We start from the raw sequence: 17,292 nt of genomic DNA, 5'->3' as shown, positions 1-17,292 counted from the left end.
ATGGGTTTTCAAGCAACTTGACATGGAGCCTCTGCGGGCATGAATCCGAAGCCAGGAAATCCAGCTCATATGGCTGGCTTTTCCCGCCAAGGCTATCACGCCCGCCTCTCCAAGTAAAGTTGCGAGCGAGTGGATCCTAGGCATATTGTTTATTGCCAAATATATTTTTTTAATACTTTGTGAAAGCATTGACAGGGAATTTACACAAGATAATGGACTTGACTCAAAGCGAGTCACTCCGCGTCCAAAGCGGGCCATCCCGCGTCCAAAGCAAGCCATTCCGCGTCCAAAGCGAGTCATTCCGCGTCCAAAGCGAGCCACTCCGCGTCCAAAGCAAGCCAATCCGCGCCCAAAGCAAGCCATTCCGCGTCCAAAGCAAGCCATTCGCGCCCAAAGCAAGCCATCCGCGTCCAAAGCGAGCCAATTCGCGCCCAAAGCAAGCCATTCCGCGTCCAAAGCGAGTCACTCCGCGTCCAAAGCGAGCCATTCCGCGTCCAAAGCGAGCAACAAACGCTTACACTTCATTCAAAATCGATTCCACTGTCGATTCGACTTCCGCACGGTTCATCTTATCCTGCCCGCCCTGCATTGCGCCGATCGTCCGCTTCGCAAGGGCAAGCGGGATTTTGCAGAACAACAGGATGTTCTTATTTGAAATTGATTCGATATAGTCATCAGCTTTTTTCAAATTCGCCTCTGCATACTCGAACAGGTCATGCCTGTCCCAGCCTTCAGGAAGGAAACGGACGCCGCGCTCCGCATCTTCCTCTTGATTGCGCAGCATATTCACCGCCTGCAATCCGCGACCATATCCGATCGCCAAGTCGCGATCCGTCTTTGTCCCGTCATACTGCTCCCAAATATCGGAAAGCATCACACCGACAAGACCCGCTACATAATATGTATAGTCGTCTAAATCCTCTTTCGTTTGAACTAGGAAATCCTTGCCGACCCACTTTGCCATGCCATCCGCCATGATGCTCGTCGACTCTTTCACTTTGGCGACGATGCCTGCGGGACAGACGGCGAGCCAGTCGCCAAGCCGCAATGTCACTTCCGGCAAAAGATTTTCGTAAGGCTTAAGGAGAGCACGATACGCAGCGACGTCAAATAAGTCGGTTTGCAGCAGCTTGCTCGTCGACTGCAGCAGATGCTGCTTGCTTTCCGGATGCAGTTCTTCATGATCTTCTATTTCATCAATCGCACGCATACATAAATAAGCGGAGCCTACCGTCTTCCGCAACGTGGGATTCAATAATTTAATCGGAATATAGAAGGTTCTGCTCGTCAGCTTCAGTACGTGCATCGCTTCTTTTTGCAGTTTCGCTTCGTTCATAATAGGGGTCCTCCTTCATTTCTTGAAGCAGTTCTTATTGAATATCATACACTATTCCATGAAGCAGTTGCCAACCCTATCGTTGCGGAATAAATAAAAATAGAGAAACTTTTTCAAATTACCTATTGACAATAAATAATTGGAAATGGTATCCTCAGGAAGTAAGTTATTCTAATAATAGAGGAGGTACGGAAAATGAAAAACGTTAATCTTATTACACATAACTTCATACTTGATCCGTGCCTATCCAATCTCTCTTTCTAATTGCAGACCGAGGAATGGCATGGTATGCCGTTCTTTTATATGAGCACACGCTTATGCAAAAGGCGTGTGCTTTTTTGCGTCTTAATATGAAAGAAAATTCGGTGTTTTCACGCTTTGCGTGTGACATATAAACAAAAACTAAATGAAAAGGAGTGTTTCCAATGAATAACAAAGAACAGCAACGGAAAGTATTGATGGTGGTGTCTCTGGATAGTGGGTAGCGATGATCCCCGGAAATGAATTGATTCAACTAAAAAATAAAGGAGGAAGAGCAAAATGATTATTCAAAACGCAAGACATGAAGAGCATGAACGAATAAATAAAACAAAATTGATGGAGTGGGAATCTCCGAAATGGTTAGATAATAACGGCGGCACGATAGGTGAACGTCGACTGTAATCTCGTTTAAGGTCCCTCTCCAAGAGGAGAATATATATGTATACAATTGATAGAGAAGTAGTTCAACGACATATGGAAGATATGCGACAAGAAGTCGAACAGTTCCGCATGGAGCAAAAAGCGCTCAAGCGAAAAAGGAAAGAGCGGAAAAACGTTCCTTTCTGGATGATTTTCTTCAGCTTCTTCAATTAATAGATGGGTCGTTCCCTGAGCAAATAGGGGAACGTTCTTTTCTTATGAGCATATTTAAACAAAAAGTATCTTGAATGTGAGACAATTATCGGGTCAATAAATGATGCCCCAGTTTCATAGGGGAATGCATACCTTCCTATAGAGAGGCAATGCTAAGAAGAACAAAGAGAAGGAGTCCAACAACATGACTATTTCAGTAAAAGCGATTATCGGCAGCACAAGCTCGTCTTCATACAACTTGAAAGTGGTTGAATATTTGAGGAAGAAATATGCGGGCAAACTCGATATCATGCCTGTTTTCATTAATGATGTCGATATGTTTTCCGTAGATATAGAAAGTAACCAGCCAGAAAACGTAAAGGATTTCTTGGACAATGTGAGAGACTCGGATGCGGTTCTTTTTGCAGTGCCTGAATACAACTTCTCCATTCCAGGAGCAATGAAAAACGCTGTCGACTGGCTGTCGAGAAGCAATTTCGCAATTAAAGACAAGCCTGCTTTCATGATCGGCGCTTCAATGGGGGTGTTGGGAAGTGTCCGCGCTCAACTGCATTTGCGTGAGATTTTGACGAACCCGATGCTTTCACCTGCGCTATTGCCAAACAATGAAGTATATATCGGTTCCATCCATGAAAAAATGGACGAAACAGGTCAAATTACAGACCAAGCGACGATCGATTTCTTGGATACCGTCGTAAACAATTTCATCGCATTTTATTCGCAAAGAAAAGCATTAGCTGAAATCTCCAAATAAGAAGAGCCGTCTCGTTCACCGAGACGGCCATTTTTATTATTGCCTGACAGCCGTCGTCTCTGCGGCGATGGCAATGGCTTGCTTGAGGTCGGCGATCAAATCCGCAGCCTCTTCCAAACCGACAGAAAAGCGCAATAGCCTTCTATCCACACCGCGTCTTTCCCGTTCCTCCTCAGGAATTTCCGAATGGGTCTGCGTCGTCGGATACGTGATTAAGCTTTCCACGCCACCGAGGCTTTCCGCAAACGTGATGAGCTTCAAGTTTTGCAACAGCGGATCGACCCACTCGCTTTTTCGTACTCTAAATGAAATCATGCCGCCTTTTCCTGCGTAGAGGACATCATCGACAAGCGGTTCACTTTCCAAATAGACGACGAGCTCTTTGGCATTGGCATCATGCTGTTTCATGCGCACATGCAATGTCTTTAACCCGCGGATGACGAGCCAGGAGTCGAACGGGGAAAGCGTTGCGCCGATCGCGTTATGGTTTTGGCCTAAACGGTTGCACAGCTCGTCTCCCTTGGCGACTACGAGACCGGCAAGTACATCATTATGGCCGCCGATATATTTCGTCGCACTATGGATGACGATATCCGCTCCAAGCTCAATTGGGCGTTGGTAGTATGGCGTCAAAAACGTATTGTCGACGATGACGAGTAAGTTGTGCTTTCTAGCAAGCTCCACATACTGTTCGATCTCAATTTCCAGCATGAGCGGGTTCGTCGGCGTTTCGATGAAGATCGCTTTTGTGTTTTCGGTGATCAGCTTTTCTGTTTCCTCGACGTTTTCAAAAGAGGAATAAGATGTTTGGATGTTATACAGATCAGCGTATTGGTCGAACAGACGGAACGTTCCGCCGTATAGGTCGTCAGGCGCAATCAGTTCATCTCCCGATTTAAACAGCGAAAGGACGAGCTGAATCGCTGCCATGCCCGAGCTGCACGCGTAGCCGCGATCACCGTTTTCCAAATTGGCGATGCCTTCCTCGAGGATCGTTCGTGTCGGGTTTTTTGTCCGTGTATAATCGTAACCGGTAGACAGCCCCAATCCATCATGCTTGTATGCTGTTGAAAAATGTAGGGGAGGGTTGACCGCCCCAGTTCTCGGATCACTCTGGTTTCCTATTTGGACCAATTTTGTGTTTATGCTCTGCTTTGTCAAGTTGCCCATCTCCTTTGTCTAGTAAAAAAAGAGGCCTCTTCAATTAAGAAGAGGGCCTCCAACATCGTTGAAATCAATCTTCTTATCTTCAAGGCGCAGTTCGCCTTTTGGAAGTAGCACCATACCAAAATCGGGCTGGTTGCTGAGACTTCATCGGGCCAATCCCTCCGTCTCTCGTGATAAGAATCAAAATATGTAATTGTTAGAAAATAGATTTAACTAAAGTTATCATGCTTCCGAATAGATTGCAAGAAGTTTCGGAAATGAATGTCCGTGGGCTTTTGCTATAATGGGGGCATGTTGAATGATGAGGAGGATTTCCATTGGCTTGGCTTTATGTTTTATTGGCGGCAATCGTCGAGATCTTTTGGGTGATCGGACTTCGGTATTCCGATTCGGTACTCGAGTGGGCAGGGACTGTCGTTGCGATCGTCATCAGCTTCTACGCAATTATAAAGGCATGCGAGACGCTGCCATCCGGGACGGTGTATGCAGTCTTCACCGGTTCCGGAGCGGCGGCGATCGTCCTTATCGACTTCCTGTTTTTCCATGCGGAGTTTTCCATCGCAAAAGTGATCTTCATCGCGATTATCATCGTGGGAGTTATCGGGATAAAAATGACGACGCTCGTCTCCGATGAAGCAACGGAAGGGGGCGGTTGAGATGGCGTGGATATATTTAGTCATCGCGAGTTTCGGGGAGATTTTCGGCGTCATGGCCATCAATCTTTATTTACAGAAAAGATCGTGGCCCCGCCTGCTGCTCATCGTCGGGACGTTTTCGGTCGGTTTTATATTTCTGTCCCTTGCAATGCGCGACATTCCGATGGGGACAGCGTATGCGATTTGGACGGGACTTGGTGCAGCAGGTGCCGTTTTGATGGGCATCTTGTTTTTCAAGGAGGCCGCCGGATGGAAACGGATGTTATTCCTTTGCTTGATCATCGGAGGAGCGGTCGGATTGAAAGTGTTTGGTTGAATTAGTCTTTTTTTGTTAATCGCGGCTAATGCGCGTGCAACATCAGGCGGTCACCCCGCGTAATCAGGTGGTTGAATGAATGAAAGATACATTTTCGGCATAAAGGGGGGAGCGCCATGGCGAAACAGTATGATTTTACGGAAGGTCCGCTTGCAAAGCAGCTTATTTTTTATTCAGCACCGATCATTCTCACCAACCTATTGCAAGTGTCATACCAATTCATCGACAGCCTATGGGTCGGAAATCTTATCGGAGCCGACGCGCTTGGTGCAGTTGCGATTTCGGGTACTGTCGTGTTTACCGTCCTCTCTTTTGTCATCGGCCTAAATAACGCGGCGCTGACAATCCTTTCCCAGCAGAAGGGGAGGGGGAGCGAGACGGGCTTGCGTAATTATTTGAACGCATTCGTCGTTTTATTGACGATCATGTCTGTTGTGTTAAGCTTTGCGGGCTTCTTTTTAGCGAAGCCGATTTTGGCCTTGCTTGGAACGCCCGACTCGATGATCGAAATGGCAACGTCCTATTTGCGTTTCAATTTTTTCGGGATTCTGTTTCTGTTCGGATATAACTTCATCAACACTGTGTTCCGGTCTGTCGGCGACTCAAAGACGCCGATCTATTTCGTTTTGACCGCCGTCCTTTTAAACACGGTGCTTGATCCGATTTTCATCGCTGTCTTCGGATGGGGCGTCCAAGGGGCTGCGTTTGCGACGATCGTATCCCAAGGGGTTGCGTTTGCGACAGGTGCCATTTATTCCGTTCGCAAAAAGCTCGTGCCGTTTTCAAAGCCGCATCTGCCGGCTAAGCGGGAAGTGCTTGATATACTGAAATTGGGCATTCCGGCGGGTTTGCAAATGAGCGTCATTTCGGCAGGCGTCATGGCGATCATGAGTGTCGTCGCTTCTTTCGGCCCTGCGGTTGTTGCGGGGTACGGGGCTGCGCAACGGCTTGATAGTCTGATCATGCTGCCGGCGCAAGCGATCGGAACGGCAGTGAATAGTATGGCAGGGCAAAATATCGGTGCTGGAAAGTGGAATCGTGTCCACAGGATTACGATCATCGGCTTTCTATATAATCTTGGCATTATGTTTGCCATCGCCGGAATTGTCTACGGTTTTGCGGGGGCCGGTATCCGACTATTTATAACTGACGCGGAAGCTGTCCGCTTTGGTGCGGACTATTTGAAAATGATTGCATTTTTCTATCCTTTTTTAGGCATCAATTTCGTACTCAATGGCGCTGTCCGCGCATCGGGGGCAATGGTCCAAGTGCTTGTGCTCAACATCATTTCGTTTTGGATATTGCGTTACCCCGTTACGTACTTCCTGTCAGGCTTCATGGGAGATAAGGGGATTGCCGTCGGAATCGGTGTCAGTTTTGTCATTAGCAGCATCATCGCATTCCTGTATTACCGGTTCGGAAAGTGGAAGCAAGCCGATGTTTTTGGAGAATGAGGCAATTTAGGCGCATGTTATTTATAATGAAAACAAGGGTAAATAGTGTATACTGAAACTATCAGAAGATGCGGAAGAAGGAGATTTGACATGACTTCGAAATATGCTGACGACAGTTTGGCGCTACATACAGATCTTTATCAAATCAACATGATGGAATCGTATTGGGCGGATGGCATCCATGAACGGAAAGCGGTATTTGAGCTATACTTCAGAAACCTTCCGTTCGGTAACGGCTATGCGATTTTTGCGGGACTAGAGCGGATCCTTGATTACTTAAAGGATTTTCAATTCAGTGAGAGCGACCTGACCTATTTACGGGAGGAGCTCGGCTATAGAGAGGATTTCCTATCTTATTTGAAAGACATCCGTTTTACGGGCGATGTTTATTCGATGAAGGAAGGGGAACTTGTATTTGCAAACGAACCGATCCTGCGAGTGGAATCGACGTTGGCGGAGGCCCAGCTCATCGAGACGGCGCTACTCAATATCGTCAACTTCCAAACGCTCATCGCAACTAAGGCGAGCCGTATTAAGCAAGTCGTCAAAGATGAAGTCGTCATGGAGTTCGGAAGCAGACGTGCTCATGAAATGGATGCGGCGATCTGGGGAGCGCGTGCCGCTGTCATCGGAGGAGTGGAAGCGACAAGCAACGTCCGTGCCGGCAAACGCTTCGGCATCCCGGTTGCGGGAACGCATGCCCATTCATTGGTGCAGGCATATCAGAGCGAATACGACGCGTTCCACTCGTACGCCAGACGTCATAAGGACTGTGTATTCCTCGTTGATACGTACAATACGTTGAAAATCGGCATCCCGACGGCCATTCAGGTCGCGAAAGAGCTCGGTGATAAAATCAATTTCATCGGCATCCGCCTCGACAGCGGCGATATTGCGTTCCTTTCAAAGGAAGCTCGGAAAATGCTCGATGCAGCCGGATTCCACGATGCGAAAATCGTCGTCTCGAATGATTTGGACGAGTACACGATCTTGAACTTGAAAGCGCAAGGAGCGAAAGTCGACGTATGGGGGATCGGTACGAAGCTGATCACCGCTTACGATCAACCGGCTCTCGGCGCGGTATATAAGATCGTTGCCATCGAGAATGAAAAAGGTGAAATGGAAGACACGATCAAGATTTCATCCAATGTCGAGAAAGTGACGACGCCTGGCCAGAAGAAGCTCTATCGGATCATCGATAGGGAAAACGGCAAGGCGGAAGGCGATTACATCACGATGTACGACGAAGACCCGACAGTGGAAAAAAGGATAAAAATGTTCCACCCGGTTCACACATTCATATCCAAATTCGTTACGAACTTCGATGCAGTGAACTTGCATACGCAAGTCATCGAAGGTGGAAGCGTAATTTACAAAAATCCTACATTAAATGAAATGCGCCAGTTCGCCCACGATAATTTGGATTTATTATGGGATGAATATAAACGTTCCTTGAATCCAGAGGAATATCCGGTCGACTTGAGTCAGAAATGTTGGGACAATAAAATGCGCAATATCCGTGAAGTGCAGGATCGAGTGGATGAGTTTTCAATGAGATGAGGAGGTGCGGCCCATGACATTTCAACAAGAAACTTTTCAAGAACAGGTCATTGCGGAGCTGAAAAGCATGCCGTCAATTGACCCACAAGAGGAGATCCGCAAATCGATTGATTTCATGAAGGAATATGCAGTGAAAAACACATTCGTCAATGGTTTTGTCCTTGGTATATCGGGTGGACAGGATTCATCGCTCGTTGGAAGGCTTGCACAGATGGCTGTTGATGAGCTGAACGAAGAGAACGGTACGGACCGGTATAAGTTCATTGCCGTCAGGCTTCCGTATGGGAAGCAGTTCGATGAAGATGATGCGCAGGACGCCCTTGACTTCATCAAGCCTTCCTTGCTTTATACTGTGGATATCAAAGGCGCGGTAGATGCAAGCGAACAGGCATTGACAAAGGCGGGCATCAATATTTCCGATTACACAAAAGGGAATGAAAAAGCCCGGGAGCGGATGAAAGTCCAATACTCCATTGCAGCGGCGCATAGCTGTGTCGTTCTCGGGACCGACCACGCTGCGGAAGCTGTGACCGGTTTCTACACGAAATTCGGTGACGGCGCAGCGGATCTCATGCCGATCTACCGGTTGAATAAAAGGCAGGGCCGCCAGTTGATGAAGGCGCTCGGCTCCCCGGCACATTTATACGAAAAAGTGCCGACTGCAGATCTTGAAGATGACAAGCCGGCATTGCCTGATGAAGTTGCTCTCGGTGTCACGTACGAGGAGATCGATGACTTCCTGGAAGGGAAGCAAGTTTCAGACAAAGCGCTTGAAACGATTGAAAAGCATTATACAAGATCGGCGCATAAGCGTCACATGCCGGTTACGATATTCGACGATTTTTGGAAATGAACATGAACCCGCCATCGAAGCAAATTCGGTGGCGTGTTTTTTGCTGTTGAATCGGTTTGCAAATTTTGTAAGATGTTGTGAATCGACGGGTTTTACGGTATTATGAAGTTACATTTTGTAAATTTTCGGACATGTAATTGTAAAATATTGGGCAGGTTATAGAGAGAAGTTGGAATGGGAGGAAATAGAATGACTCATGCACAAGTAATCGATAAAGTTCTCGCGAATATTGATAAGGTGATGATCGGCAAACGGGATATTGCGGAGCTTAGCCTTACAGCGCTCCTAGCAGGTGGACATGTCCTATTGGAGGACGTCCCTGGAGTCGGGAAGACGATGATGGTAAAAGCACTCGCGAAATCGATCGGCGCCTCATTCAAACGTATACAGTTCACGCCGGATTTATTGCCATCGGACGTCCTTGGCGTCTCCATCTACAATCCGAGGGAAATGGAGTTCGAATTCAGACCGGGTCCGATTGTTGGAAACATCGTCCTGGCTGATGAAATTAACCGGACGTCCCCGAAAACGCAAGCCGCCTTACTCGAGAGCATGGAGGAATCGTCCGTAACGGTGGACGGGGAAACAATCCGGATCCCACAGCCGTTTTTCGTCATGGCGACCCAGAACCCGATTGAATACGAAGGGACGTATCCGTTGCCGGAAGCCCAATTGGACCGGTTTCTCTTCAAGCTGAAGATGGGCTATCCGAAACGGAGCGAAGAAATTGAAGTTCTTTCCCGTGCTGAAAAATCTGTGCCGATTGACCATCTCGAAACCGTCCTGACAATTCAAGAATTGGCGGAGCTCCAACATGCAGTGAAAGAAGTGACTGTCGACCATACGATTAAAACGTATATCGTCGATTGTACGTCGGAAACGCGCACTAATCCGCACGTCTATCTCGGCGTAAGTCCGCGTGGATCGCTTGCGCTCATGAAATCTTGCCAAGCATATGCGCTTATTAAAGGGCGGACGTATGTAACGCCTGACGACGTGAAGTATTTGGCTCCTTTTGTGTTCGGCCATCGGATGATCCTCCGTTCGGAAGCGAAGTACGAAGGGATCACTTCAAATGAAATCGTTGACCGGATCCTGACGCGGGTGAGCGTGCCGATTGACCGGGTCGGTTTGAAATGAAAAAAGGGAAAGAATTGCTATCGGTGACAGGCCGCTTCGTATTCATCGTCGGCCTTTTCTTTTCCGTCTACGTCTTCGCGATGTTCCAAGGCGGTAAAGTGAGTTGGACGATCTTTTACATGTTGACACCCTTCCTCTTGTATTCAATCGCTCTATTTGCCTACCCGATAAATAATATAAAAGCTGAGCGCATCATCCGGACGAAAACGATCGAGAGCGGCGGGAAGCTCGCGGTTACCGTTAAACTTACGCGGACAGTCCGATTCCCATTGCTGTATACCGTCGCGATTGAAAAATGGGCGGATCCCGCCATGGTCAGAAGCGCGAAAACTAACACAAAGCATATCTTCCTATTCGGCCTCAAAAAGAGTGTGGAGTTTTCATATGAAATTGACAAGCTTCCGAGAGGGGAGCATATTGTGGAAGGCGTCGAATTGGAAGTTTCCGATTTTTTCGGTTGGATTAAAAAGCGTGCATTCATAAAACTGAAGGATGCCATCCTTGTTTATCCGAATACGACTTCCATTAAATACGTGCCGATTAATGCCCAATATGACCGCGGATCTCTCATCTCCCCATTTTCGCTCGTCAAGGACACGACGATGGCAACAGGGGTGAGGGATTATCAGGCGGGCGACCGGGTCACATGGATCCATTGGAAGTCTTTCGCCCGTACGCAAAATCTGATGACGAAGGAATTCGAAGATCGGCAATCGGAAGATATTATCGTACTGCTTGACGGCAGGGAATCAAATCTGTTTGAAGAGAAGGTTGAACTTACGGCTTCCATTGTCGAGGAGGCTGCGAACCATCAGGCGAATATCGCTTTCGTTTCTGCGGGGGCGGAGACGGTCGCGTTTCCATTTATCCATTCAGCGGACCAACTGCGCGATGTGTTCGTTCATTTGGCTAAAATAAGGCCAACTGCTAGCGAAGGCATACAGCCGATAGCGGCGACACTGCCAGCGGTTGCCGGCAGCGTCGTCTTAGTGACGGCCGATCCCGACTGGCTGTTCATCCAATCGATGATGGCTCTCGTGAAAAATACGAAATCGGTCATCTGTTTCGTCATCGTTGAAGGAGAAAATCAGTTGCCTCAGCAGCTTCAAGAGCAGATCAGATTTGCCAAAGCAAAAGGGATCACTATACATGCACTTAGCAGAAAGCAATTTTCAGAAGCCTTTAAGGAGGTGGCCAGTTAATGAAGGAAGTAAGGACGGATATGCGTTTCCTCATACTCATGTATGTGCTGGCTTTCATCCTCCTCTGGGAATGGCTGTTGCCTGTCATTGAATTGACCGACACGGAATATATAGCGGTCTTCCTTTATTTCATCGGCATTTCCTTCCTTTTCGGATTGCTGAGGATGAGATGGTGGCTATCCATTCCATTGAAACTTATCTATCTTTTATGGTCGCTTCATTATGTGTTTTTTGAAACTGCCATACTTTCGAGAGAAACAGTTTCTTTGCTCATAACGGATCTCATGTCGAATATCGGTATTATCGCCGCTTGGAACTGGGAAAGCATTACGAACCCGTTCCGGACAGTCCTCTTTTTTGTCCTGTTATGGATGACAATCTACTTGATCCGCCATTGGATCGAAGTACGGAAAAGCATCCTCCTATTCTACGCAATGACGGTCATCTTCATCGCCGTTTTGGACACTTTCAGCTCCTATTCGGCGGAGGGTGCCATTTTCAGGATCATGGTATCAGGCCTTTTATTAATAGGATTATTGACGATCTCCCGCATTTCCGATAGACATGGACGGAAATTGGGGACGGGAATGTTCGCTGCCTTTTCACTCCCTTTGCTATTTGCAGTCGTTTGCAGCAGTGCATTCGCGAGCATCATGCCAGATCGGGGACCGTCCTGGGCCGACCCTGTCCCTTTCTTGAAGTCGGTTGTGCGAGGTGAAGGGCTCGGAAGTGGCAGTTTTGTTGCGAAAAGCGGATACGATACGGATGACTCGAAGCTGGGAGGCGCTTTCTCACAAGATAGCACCGTCGTTTTCAGCGCGACCGTCCCAAAGAAGCAATATTGGAAGATTGAAACGAAAAATACGTATACGTCAAAGGGCTGGGAACAACAATCCGACGAGAGTATGCCAGTCAATATCGATCCGGGATCATTGCTAGCCTTTTCGGGTGCGGACCTACATGAGGAGACCGAATTTCTTCACGCTGAAATCAATATGAAGCAACAATTGCCTTATCTCGTTTATCCATATGGTACGTCCAAAATCCATACAAGGACGGATGTCGTCTTGCAGAATCAGGAGGAAACTGGACAGTTTTGGGTAATGAAAGACGGGGAAGAGACGGAGCTTGATTCGTTCGGCATCGACCTCGTCGAACAGAACTACAGCTTAAAAGCGCTTCGTGCAACTTCGATGGATGATTATGCGCTCGAATCCGTGGACTTTTCCGAATACTTGCAGCTCCCTGAGCAATTGCCGGACCGTGTCCGCGAATTGGCGCTCGCGATTACTGGGAAGGAAGAGAGCGTATACGAAAAAGCGAAATCAATTGAACGCTATTTCGCCAGAAACGGATTCATGTACGACCAGCAGAATGTGGCGGTGCCGAAAGGGAATGAGGATTATGTGGATCAATTCCTCTTCGATACGAAACGTGGCTATTGCGATAACTTTTCAACGTCCATGGTCGTCATGCTCCGCGCATCCGACATTCCTGCACGATGGGTAAAAGGCTTCGCTCCGGGCGAAGGGAAAACGAATTCACAGGGCAAGATGGAATATCAAGTGACGAACAATGAAGCGCATTCTTGGGTGGAGGCTTACATTCCGGGATTCGGATGGATGCCTTTCGAACCGACAATCGGATTTTCGAATATGACCGGCATCGAATACGATCTCGAATTGGATATGAGCGATCCGGAAGCGCCGGACATGGAAGAGCGTGAGAGGCCCGAAACCGACCGGACGGAAACGCCTGCTAAGAACGATGAAGATAATGGTATTATCGCTTTCTTCAACAAGATGGATAAATTCCTTCGCGAAAATGCATGGGTCGGCTTTGCCGGGCTTGCCGTGATTTTATTTATTGCGTGGCAAGTGTATAAGCATCGGGGAAGATGGATTCCTAAACTGCTCATAAACGCTTACCGGAAAAGGCAAGCGGATTGGGTCACGTACACGAAACAATATAAGGGCCTCTTGAAGCAGTTGGACCGGTTCGGATTTAAAAGGACGAACAGCATGACGTTATCCGAATATGCAAAAACTGTCGATACGCACTTCGGTGGCCGCCGGATGCGGATGCTTACCGAGGCGTATGAACGCGGCCTCTATGGTGGATATACGAGCCATGACGACTGGGCAGGATTACAGGAAATGTGGGAAGATTTAATCAATAGGTCTTCCTGTTGATTTTTGCAAGTCGGAGGCGTAAGATTGAAAAAAAGAACAACCGATATGCCCTCATATAAATCCGATAATATGGTTCGGATGTTTCTACTAAGCCACCGTGAATGGCTTGTCTATGAAGGCAGGACAGTTATGTCTGTTTCTGCCTGCAGTAGAACGTTGAGACGCGTGGAAAGAAGGACTTTCTTACGCGTCTTTACTTATTTAGCGGCAACGGAAACTAATGGGAAGAGGTGGATCAATTGTCGACGGCTCCTTTATTGATCGAACAGGAAAAGATTGTAGTACTGAATTACGGTAACGCATATAACCAACTGATCACACGCACAATCCGTGAGTTGGGAGTTTACAGTGAATTGCATCCGCATACTGTTACAGCGGATGAAATCAAAAATATGCAGGCTGTCGGAGTCATCCTTTCCGGCGGATCAAAGGAAGTTGACTACGGAATCGACGCTGGCATATTCGATCTCGGCATCCCTGTACTTGGAATTTCCTCCGGTGCGGAACTGATCGCCAAGCAATTCGGCGGAAAAACGGAAGTGGCGGAAGATGCCGCAGACGTCCAGGAAGTCAATGTGACTCCTGCTTCAAAGCTGTTTTCGGGACTTGCAGGAAAGCAATCCGTCTTAATGGGCAGAGGAAATGCGGTGTCTGAATTGCCGACAGGCTTTACAGCAATCGCGACAGGCCCTGACGGCGGAACGGTCGCTTTTGCAAACGAAGAAAAACACCATTATGGCGTCCTGTTCCATCCGGAAGCACCGCAATCCGCTGACGGCAATGAAATCTTGAGCAAATTCGTGCTCGCGGTTTGCGGCGCACAGAAAAGCTGGACGATGAAAAGCTTCATTGACATTGAAGTTGACAAGATCCGTTCGCAAGTCGGCGACAGGAAAGTCCTTTGCGCACTTAGCGGCGGCGTCGATTCATCCGTTGTGGCAACGTTAATCCACCGCGCGATCGGCGACCAGCTAACTTGCATTTTCGTCGACCACGGCCTTCTTCGTAAAGGTGAAGTGGAAAGCGTAGTCGACACATTTAGCAATCAATTCCATATGAACTTCATTAAAGTCGATGCCCGCAAACGATTCTTGGACAAGTTGAAAGGCGTCACTGATCCAGAAGAGAAACGGAAAGTAATCGGCAATGAATTCATTTACGTATTCGATGAAGAATCCGCAAAACTTGAAGGAATCGACTTCCTCGCGCAAGGTACAATCTACGCGGACATCATTGAAAGTGGAACTGCGACAGATGAAGTGATCAAATCACACCATAACGTCGGCGGCCTGCCGGAAGACATGGAATTCGAATTGATCGAGCCGTTGAAAGCATTGTTCAAAGACGAGGTGCGCGCAGTGGGTGCAGAGCTCGGATTGCCTGCTGACATCGTGCAACGCCAGCCGTTCCCTGGACCGGGCCTTGGCGTTCGGGTACTCGGAGAAATTACGGAAGAGAAACTTGAAATCGTCCGTGATGCGGATTGGATCCTTCGTGACGAAATCGCGAAAGCGGGACTTGATCGGGAAATTTGGCAATACTTCGCCGTCCTGCCGAATATCCGCAGCGTTGGAAAGCGGAATGAAAAACGCTCCTATGACCATGCAATCGGCATTCGCGCTGTTCATTCCGTGGACGGCATGACAGCGGATTGGGCGCGCATCCCTTGGGACGTCCTAGAGAAAATCAGTACACGCATCACATCGGAAGTCGACCAAGTGAATCGCGTTGTCTACGATATTACCGCTAAACCACCGGGCACAATCGAGTGGGAATAAAGAAAACTGAATAACTGCATCGTATATCTTTGGGGATATGGCCCAAACGTCTCTACCGGAACGCCGTAAATGTTCTGACTACGATGATTGAATTTAAGGCGTAAATCGTTTTAATTTGATTGTCATGGGGAAGTATACGTGTAACTATCGTATACTTCCTTTTTTTGTATTTGATTATCAATGGATTTCCGACCTGACGGCAACAGACCCTCGATTACATTATTAAATTACATAAAAGGACGGTTATCATGAAGAAATACTTTGAGTTTGATAAGCTTGGAACGAATTACCGGAGGGAAATCATCGGTGGACTTACGACTTTCCTTGCGATGGCATATATTTTAGCGGTCAATCCACTCATGCTTTCATTGGAAGGGATACCTGACCTTCCTGATGCGATGCGCATGGATAAAGGCGCCGTATTCGTAGCAACCGCGTTGGCAGCTGCGGTCGGTTCATTATTTATGGGGATAATTGCAAAATACCCGATCGGCTTGGCTCCAGGTATGGGATTGAATGCATTCTTCGCCTTTACAGTTGTGCTAACCTATGGAATCCCGTGGCAGACGGCATTGACGGGAGTTTTATTCTCAGGACTTATCTTTATTATTCTATCGTTGACAGGATTGCGTGAAGCGATCATCAATGCCATACCATCACAGTTGAAATATGCAGTTGGTGCAGGTATCGGCCTCTTCATCACATTTCTCGGCTTCCAAAACGCAAATATCATCGTTGGAGATCCGAACACGCTTGTGACACTCGGCGATTTATCAGCCGGACCTACGCTGCTCGCCATCTTTGGATTAGTTATTACTGTCATCATGATGGTGCGTCAAATTAAGGGCGCCATCTTCTACGGCATGATTCTGACGACGATCTTAGGAATGATCGTCAGCTTAATTGATATCCCGACAAAAGTGGTCGACAAAGTGCCATCCGTCGCTCCTACATTCGGAGCTGCATTCGAAGCGATCTTCAATGATCCGGCTTCATTGATGACAACTCAATTTCTAGTCATCGTCATTACATTCCTCTTCGTCGACTTTTTCGATACGGCGGGTACGCTTGTTGCGGTAGCTACACAAGCAGGTTTGATGAAAGACGAAAAGTTGCCCCGTGCCGGAAAGGCATTGCTCGCTGATTCGATGGCTACAGTGACTGGCTCGATTTTCGGAACGTCCACAACGACTTCCTATATTGAGTCGACAGCAGGTGTTGCAGCCGGAGCTAAAACAGGCTTTGCTTCTATTGTAACTGGAACGCTATTCCTATTGGCATTGTTCTTCTCTCCATTATTGTTCGTCATCACTCCTGAAGTGACAGCACCAGCGCTTATTATCGTAGGTGTACTTATGGTAACAGCATTGGGGAATATCGAATGGACGAAGTTTGAAATTGCTGTACCGGCATTCTTCACAATCATTACGATGCCATTGACATACAGCATCGCAACGGGAATCGCAATCGGCTTCGTATTCTATCCGATCACGATGCTGCTGGCCGGCAGAAGGAGAGAGATTCATCCGATCATGTATGGACTCTTCATCATCTTCATTATGTATTTTATCTTTATTAAATGAAGTAAGTGTATAATTTCTAAGTTAAGTGGGACGGCTCTTATGGGGCCGTTCCTTTTTATATACTATTAATTGAATAAGGATATAGTTTGTTTTTAAAATCCCCCGTGCAAATGAAGTTGTCATTTGTCTCGATGTAACGGCCATTTCTATAGAGGAAATCAGGAATGTGAAAATTATTCACTAAAACTGTTGACACTTTAAATTTCATTTGGTATAGTAATAAAGCAGTCGAGAGAACGACATAAACCGACAGCGAAATACATGAACCTTGAAAACTGAACAGCAAAACGTCAACAAATAAAGTTCTGGAGCCGACCCTGTCGGTGAAAAGAACAAACGAATCTTCGGATTCAAATTGACATCTTAATTGATGCCAGCAAGAAACTCGAGCTACTCGAATTTCTCTATTATGGAGAGTTTGATCCTGGCTCAGGACGAACGCTGGC

The 17,292-nt window shown here is 47.3% G+C and carries 16 protein-coding genes and 3 riboswitches; of the genes, 13 read left to right on the top strand and 3 right to left on the bottom strand.

Annotated elements, in window-relative coordinates:
- Positions 1 to 296: 296 nt before the first annotated feature.
- Complete coding sequence (locus tag M3191_RS17970) at positions 297 to 440, bottom strand: hypothetical protein (RefSeq protein ID WP_251701707.1); 144 nt, start codon at positions 438 to 440, stop codon at positions 297 to 299.
- Positions 441 to 514: 74 nt separating this feature from the next.
- Complete coding sequence (locus M3191_RS17965) at positions 515 to 1,339, bottom strand: squalene/phytoene synthase family protein (RefSeq protein WP_435368183.1); 825 nt, start codon at positions 1,337 to 1,339, stop codon at positions 515 to 517.
- Positions 1,340 to 1,876: 537 nt separating this feature from the next.
- Between M3191_RS17965 and M3191_RS18580 the strand changes: the two genes are divergently transcribed.
- From M3191_RS18580 to M3191_RS17955, 3 genes are all read left to right on the top strand, one after another.
- Entirely contained in the window at positions 1,877 to 1,999 is a 123-nt protein-coding gene (locus tag M3191_RS18580; RefSeq protein ID WP_285853447.1) for a hypothetical protein, read from the top strand.
- Positions 2,000 to 2,035: 36 nt separating this feature from the next.
- Positions 2,036 to 2,191 (top strand): hypothetical protein, encoded by a 156-nt coding sequence (locus tag M3191_RS17960; RefSeq protein ID WP_251701705.1) that lies wholly within the window; start codon positions 2,036 to 2,038, stop codon positions 2,189 to 2,191.
- Positions 2,192 to 2,375: 184 nt separating this feature from the next.
- Positions 2,376 to 2,945, top strand: coding sequence for an NADPH-dependent FMN reductase (locus M3191_RS17955; protein ID WP_251701704.1), 570 nt, complete (start codon positions 2,376 to 2,378; stop codon positions 2,943 to 2,945).
- Between the two features lie 36 nt (positions 2,946 to 2,981).
- On the opposite strand, the gene M3191_RS17950 is transcribed toward M3191_RS17955, so the two are convergent.
- Entirely contained in the window at positions 2,982 to 4,115 is a 1,134-nt protein-coding gene (locus tag M3191_RS17950) for a methionine biosynthesis PLP-dependent protein (RefSeq protein WP_251701703.1), read from the bottom strand.
- Positions 4,116 to 4,185: 70 nt separating this feature from the next.
- Positions 4,186 to 4,292, bottom strand: a riboswitch (SAM riboswitch).
- Positions 4,293 to 4,429: 137 nt separating this feature from the next.
- On the opposite strand from M3191_RS17950, the gene M3191_RS17945 reads away from it, so the two are divergent.
- From M3191_RS17945 to M3191_RS17900, 10 genes are all read left to right on the top strand, one after another.
- Positions 4,430 to 4,768: a DMT family transporter gene (locus M3191_RS17945; protein ID WP_251701702.1), complete on the top strand. Its 339-nt coding sequence runs from the start codon at positions 4,430 to 4,432 to the stop codon at positions 4,766 to 4,768.
- 1 nt (position 4,769) lies between these two features.
- Positions 4,770 to 5,084 carry a DMT family transporter gene (locus tag M3191_RS17940; RefSeq protein ID WP_251701701.1) on the top strand — a complete coding sequence of 105 codons (315 nt, stop codon included), beginning with the start codon at positions 4,770 to 4,772 and terminating at the stop codon, positions 5,082 to 5,084.
- Positions 5,085 to 5,200: 116 nt separating this feature from the next.
- Positions 5,201 to 6,538 (top strand): MATE family efflux transporter, encoded by a 1,338-nt coding sequence (locus tag M3191_RS17935; protein ID WP_251701700.1) that lies wholly within the window; start codon positions 5,201 to 5,203, stop codon positions 6,536 to 6,538.
- Positions 6,539 to 6,628: 90 nt separating this feature from the next.
- Positions 6,629 to 8,098, top strand: a complete 1,470-nt coding sequence (locus M3191_RS17930; RefSeq protein WP_251701699.1) for a nicotinate phosphoribosyltransferase — start codon at positions 6,629 to 6,631, stop codon at positions 8,096 to 8,098.
- Between the two features lie 13 nt (positions 8,099 to 8,111).
- Positions 8,112 to 8,951 (top strand): ammonia-dependent NAD(+) synthetase, encoded by an 840-nt coding sequence (gene nadE, locus M3191_RS17925; protein WP_251701698.1) that lies wholly within the window; start codon positions 8,112 to 8,114, stop codon positions 8,949 to 8,951.
- A 189-nt stretch (positions 8,952 to 9,140) separates the two neighbouring features.
- Positions 9,141 to 10,091: an AAA family ATPase gene (locus M3191_RS17920; protein ID WP_251701697.1), complete on the top strand. Its 951-nt coding sequence runs from the start codon at positions 9,141 to 9,143 to the stop codon at positions 10,089 to 10,091.
- Positions 10,088 to 11,293, top strand: a complete 1,206-nt coding sequence (locus M3191_RS17915) for a DUF58 domain-containing protein (protein WP_251701696.1) — start codon at positions 10,088 to 10,090, stop codon at positions 11,291 to 11,293. Before M3191_RS17920 ends, M3191_RS17915 begins: the two co-directional genes overlap by 4 nt.
- Positions 11,293 to 13,485 (top strand): DUF4129 domain-containing transglutaminase family protein, encoded by a 2,193-nt coding sequence (locus M3191_RS17910; protein ID WP_251701695.1) that lies wholly within the window; start codon positions 11,293 to 11,295, stop codon positions 13,483 to 13,485. Before M3191_RS17915 ends, M3191_RS17910 begins: the two co-directional genes overlap by 1 nt.
- A gap of 31 nt (positions 13,486 to 13,516) precedes the next feature.
- A riboswitch (purine riboswitch) is annotated at positions 13,517 to 13,618 on the top strand.
- Positions 13,619 to 13,724: 106 nt separating this feature from the next.
- Entirely contained in the window at positions 13,725 to 15,263 is a 1,539-nt protein-coding gene (gene guaA / locus M3191_RS17905) for a glutamine-hydrolyzing GMP synthase (protein ID WP_251701694.1), read from the top strand.
- Positions 15,263 to 15,364, top strand: a riboswitch (purine riboswitch). Its footprint overlaps the gene before it by 1 nt.
- A gap of 147 nt (positions 15,365 to 15,511) precedes the next feature.
- Positions 15,512 to 16,846: an NCS2 family permease gene (locus M3191_RS17900; protein ID WP_251701693.1), complete on the top strand. Its 1,335-nt coding sequence runs from the start codon at positions 15,512 to 15,514 to the stop codon at positions 16,844 to 16,846.
- Positions 16,847 to 17,292 lie beyond the last annotated feature (446 nt).

The sequence above is a fragment of the Sporosarcina luteola genome, assembly GCF_023715535.1.
GTDB lineage: Bacteria > Bacillota > Bacilli > Bacillales_A > Planococcaceae > Sporosarcina > Sporosarcina luteola_B.
Note: the sequence above shows the minus strand (reverse complement) of the source record. Positions and strands in the feature narration are given on the sequence as shown.

Coding starts and splice junctions, on each gene's coding strand:
- M3191_RS18580 (WP_285853447.1), top strand. CDS start 1,877: ATGATTATTCAAAACGCAAGACATGAAGAGCATGAACGAATAAATAAA.
- M3191_RS17960 (WP_251701705.1), top strand. CDS start 2,036: ATGTATACAATTGATAGAGAAGTAGTTCAACGACATATGGAAGATATG.
- M3191_RS17955 (WP_251701704.1), top strand. CDS start 2,376: ATGACTATTTCAGTAAAAGCGATTATCGGCAGCACAAGCTCGTCTTCA.
- M3191_RS17950 (WP_251701703.1), bottom strand. CDS start 4,115: ATGGGCAACTTGACAAAGCAGAGCATAAACACAAAATTGGTCCAAATA.
- M3191_RS17940 (WP_251701701.1), top strand. CDS start 4,770: ATGGCGTGGATATATTTAGTCATCGCGAGTTTCGGGGAGATTTTCGGC.
- M3191_RS17935 (WP_251701700.1), top strand. CDS start 5,201: ATGGCGAAACAGTATGATTTTACGGAAGGTCCGCTTGCAAAGCAGCTT.
- M3191_RS17930 (WP_251701699.1), top strand. CDS start 6,629: ATGACTTCGAAATATGCTGACGACAGTTTGGCGCTACATACAGATCTT.
- nadE (WP_251701698.1), top strand. CDS start 8,112: ATGACATTTCAACAAGAAACTTTTCAAGAACAGGTCATTGCGGAGCTG.
- M3191_RS17920 (WP_251701697.1), top strand. CDS start 9,141: ATGACTCATGCACAAGTAATCGATAAAGTTCTCGCGAATATTGATAAG.
- M3191_RS17915 (WP_251701696.1), top strand. CDS start 10,088: ATGAAAAAAGGGAAAGAATTGCTATCGGTGACAGGCCGCTTCGTATTC.
- M3191_RS17910 (WP_251701695.1), top strand. CDS start 11,293: ATGAAGGAAGTAAGGACGGATATGCGTTTCCTCATACTCATGTATGTG.
- M3191_RS17900 (WP_251701693.1), top strand. CDS start 15,512: ATGAAGAAATACTTTGAGTTTGATAAGCTTGGAACGAATTACCGGAGG.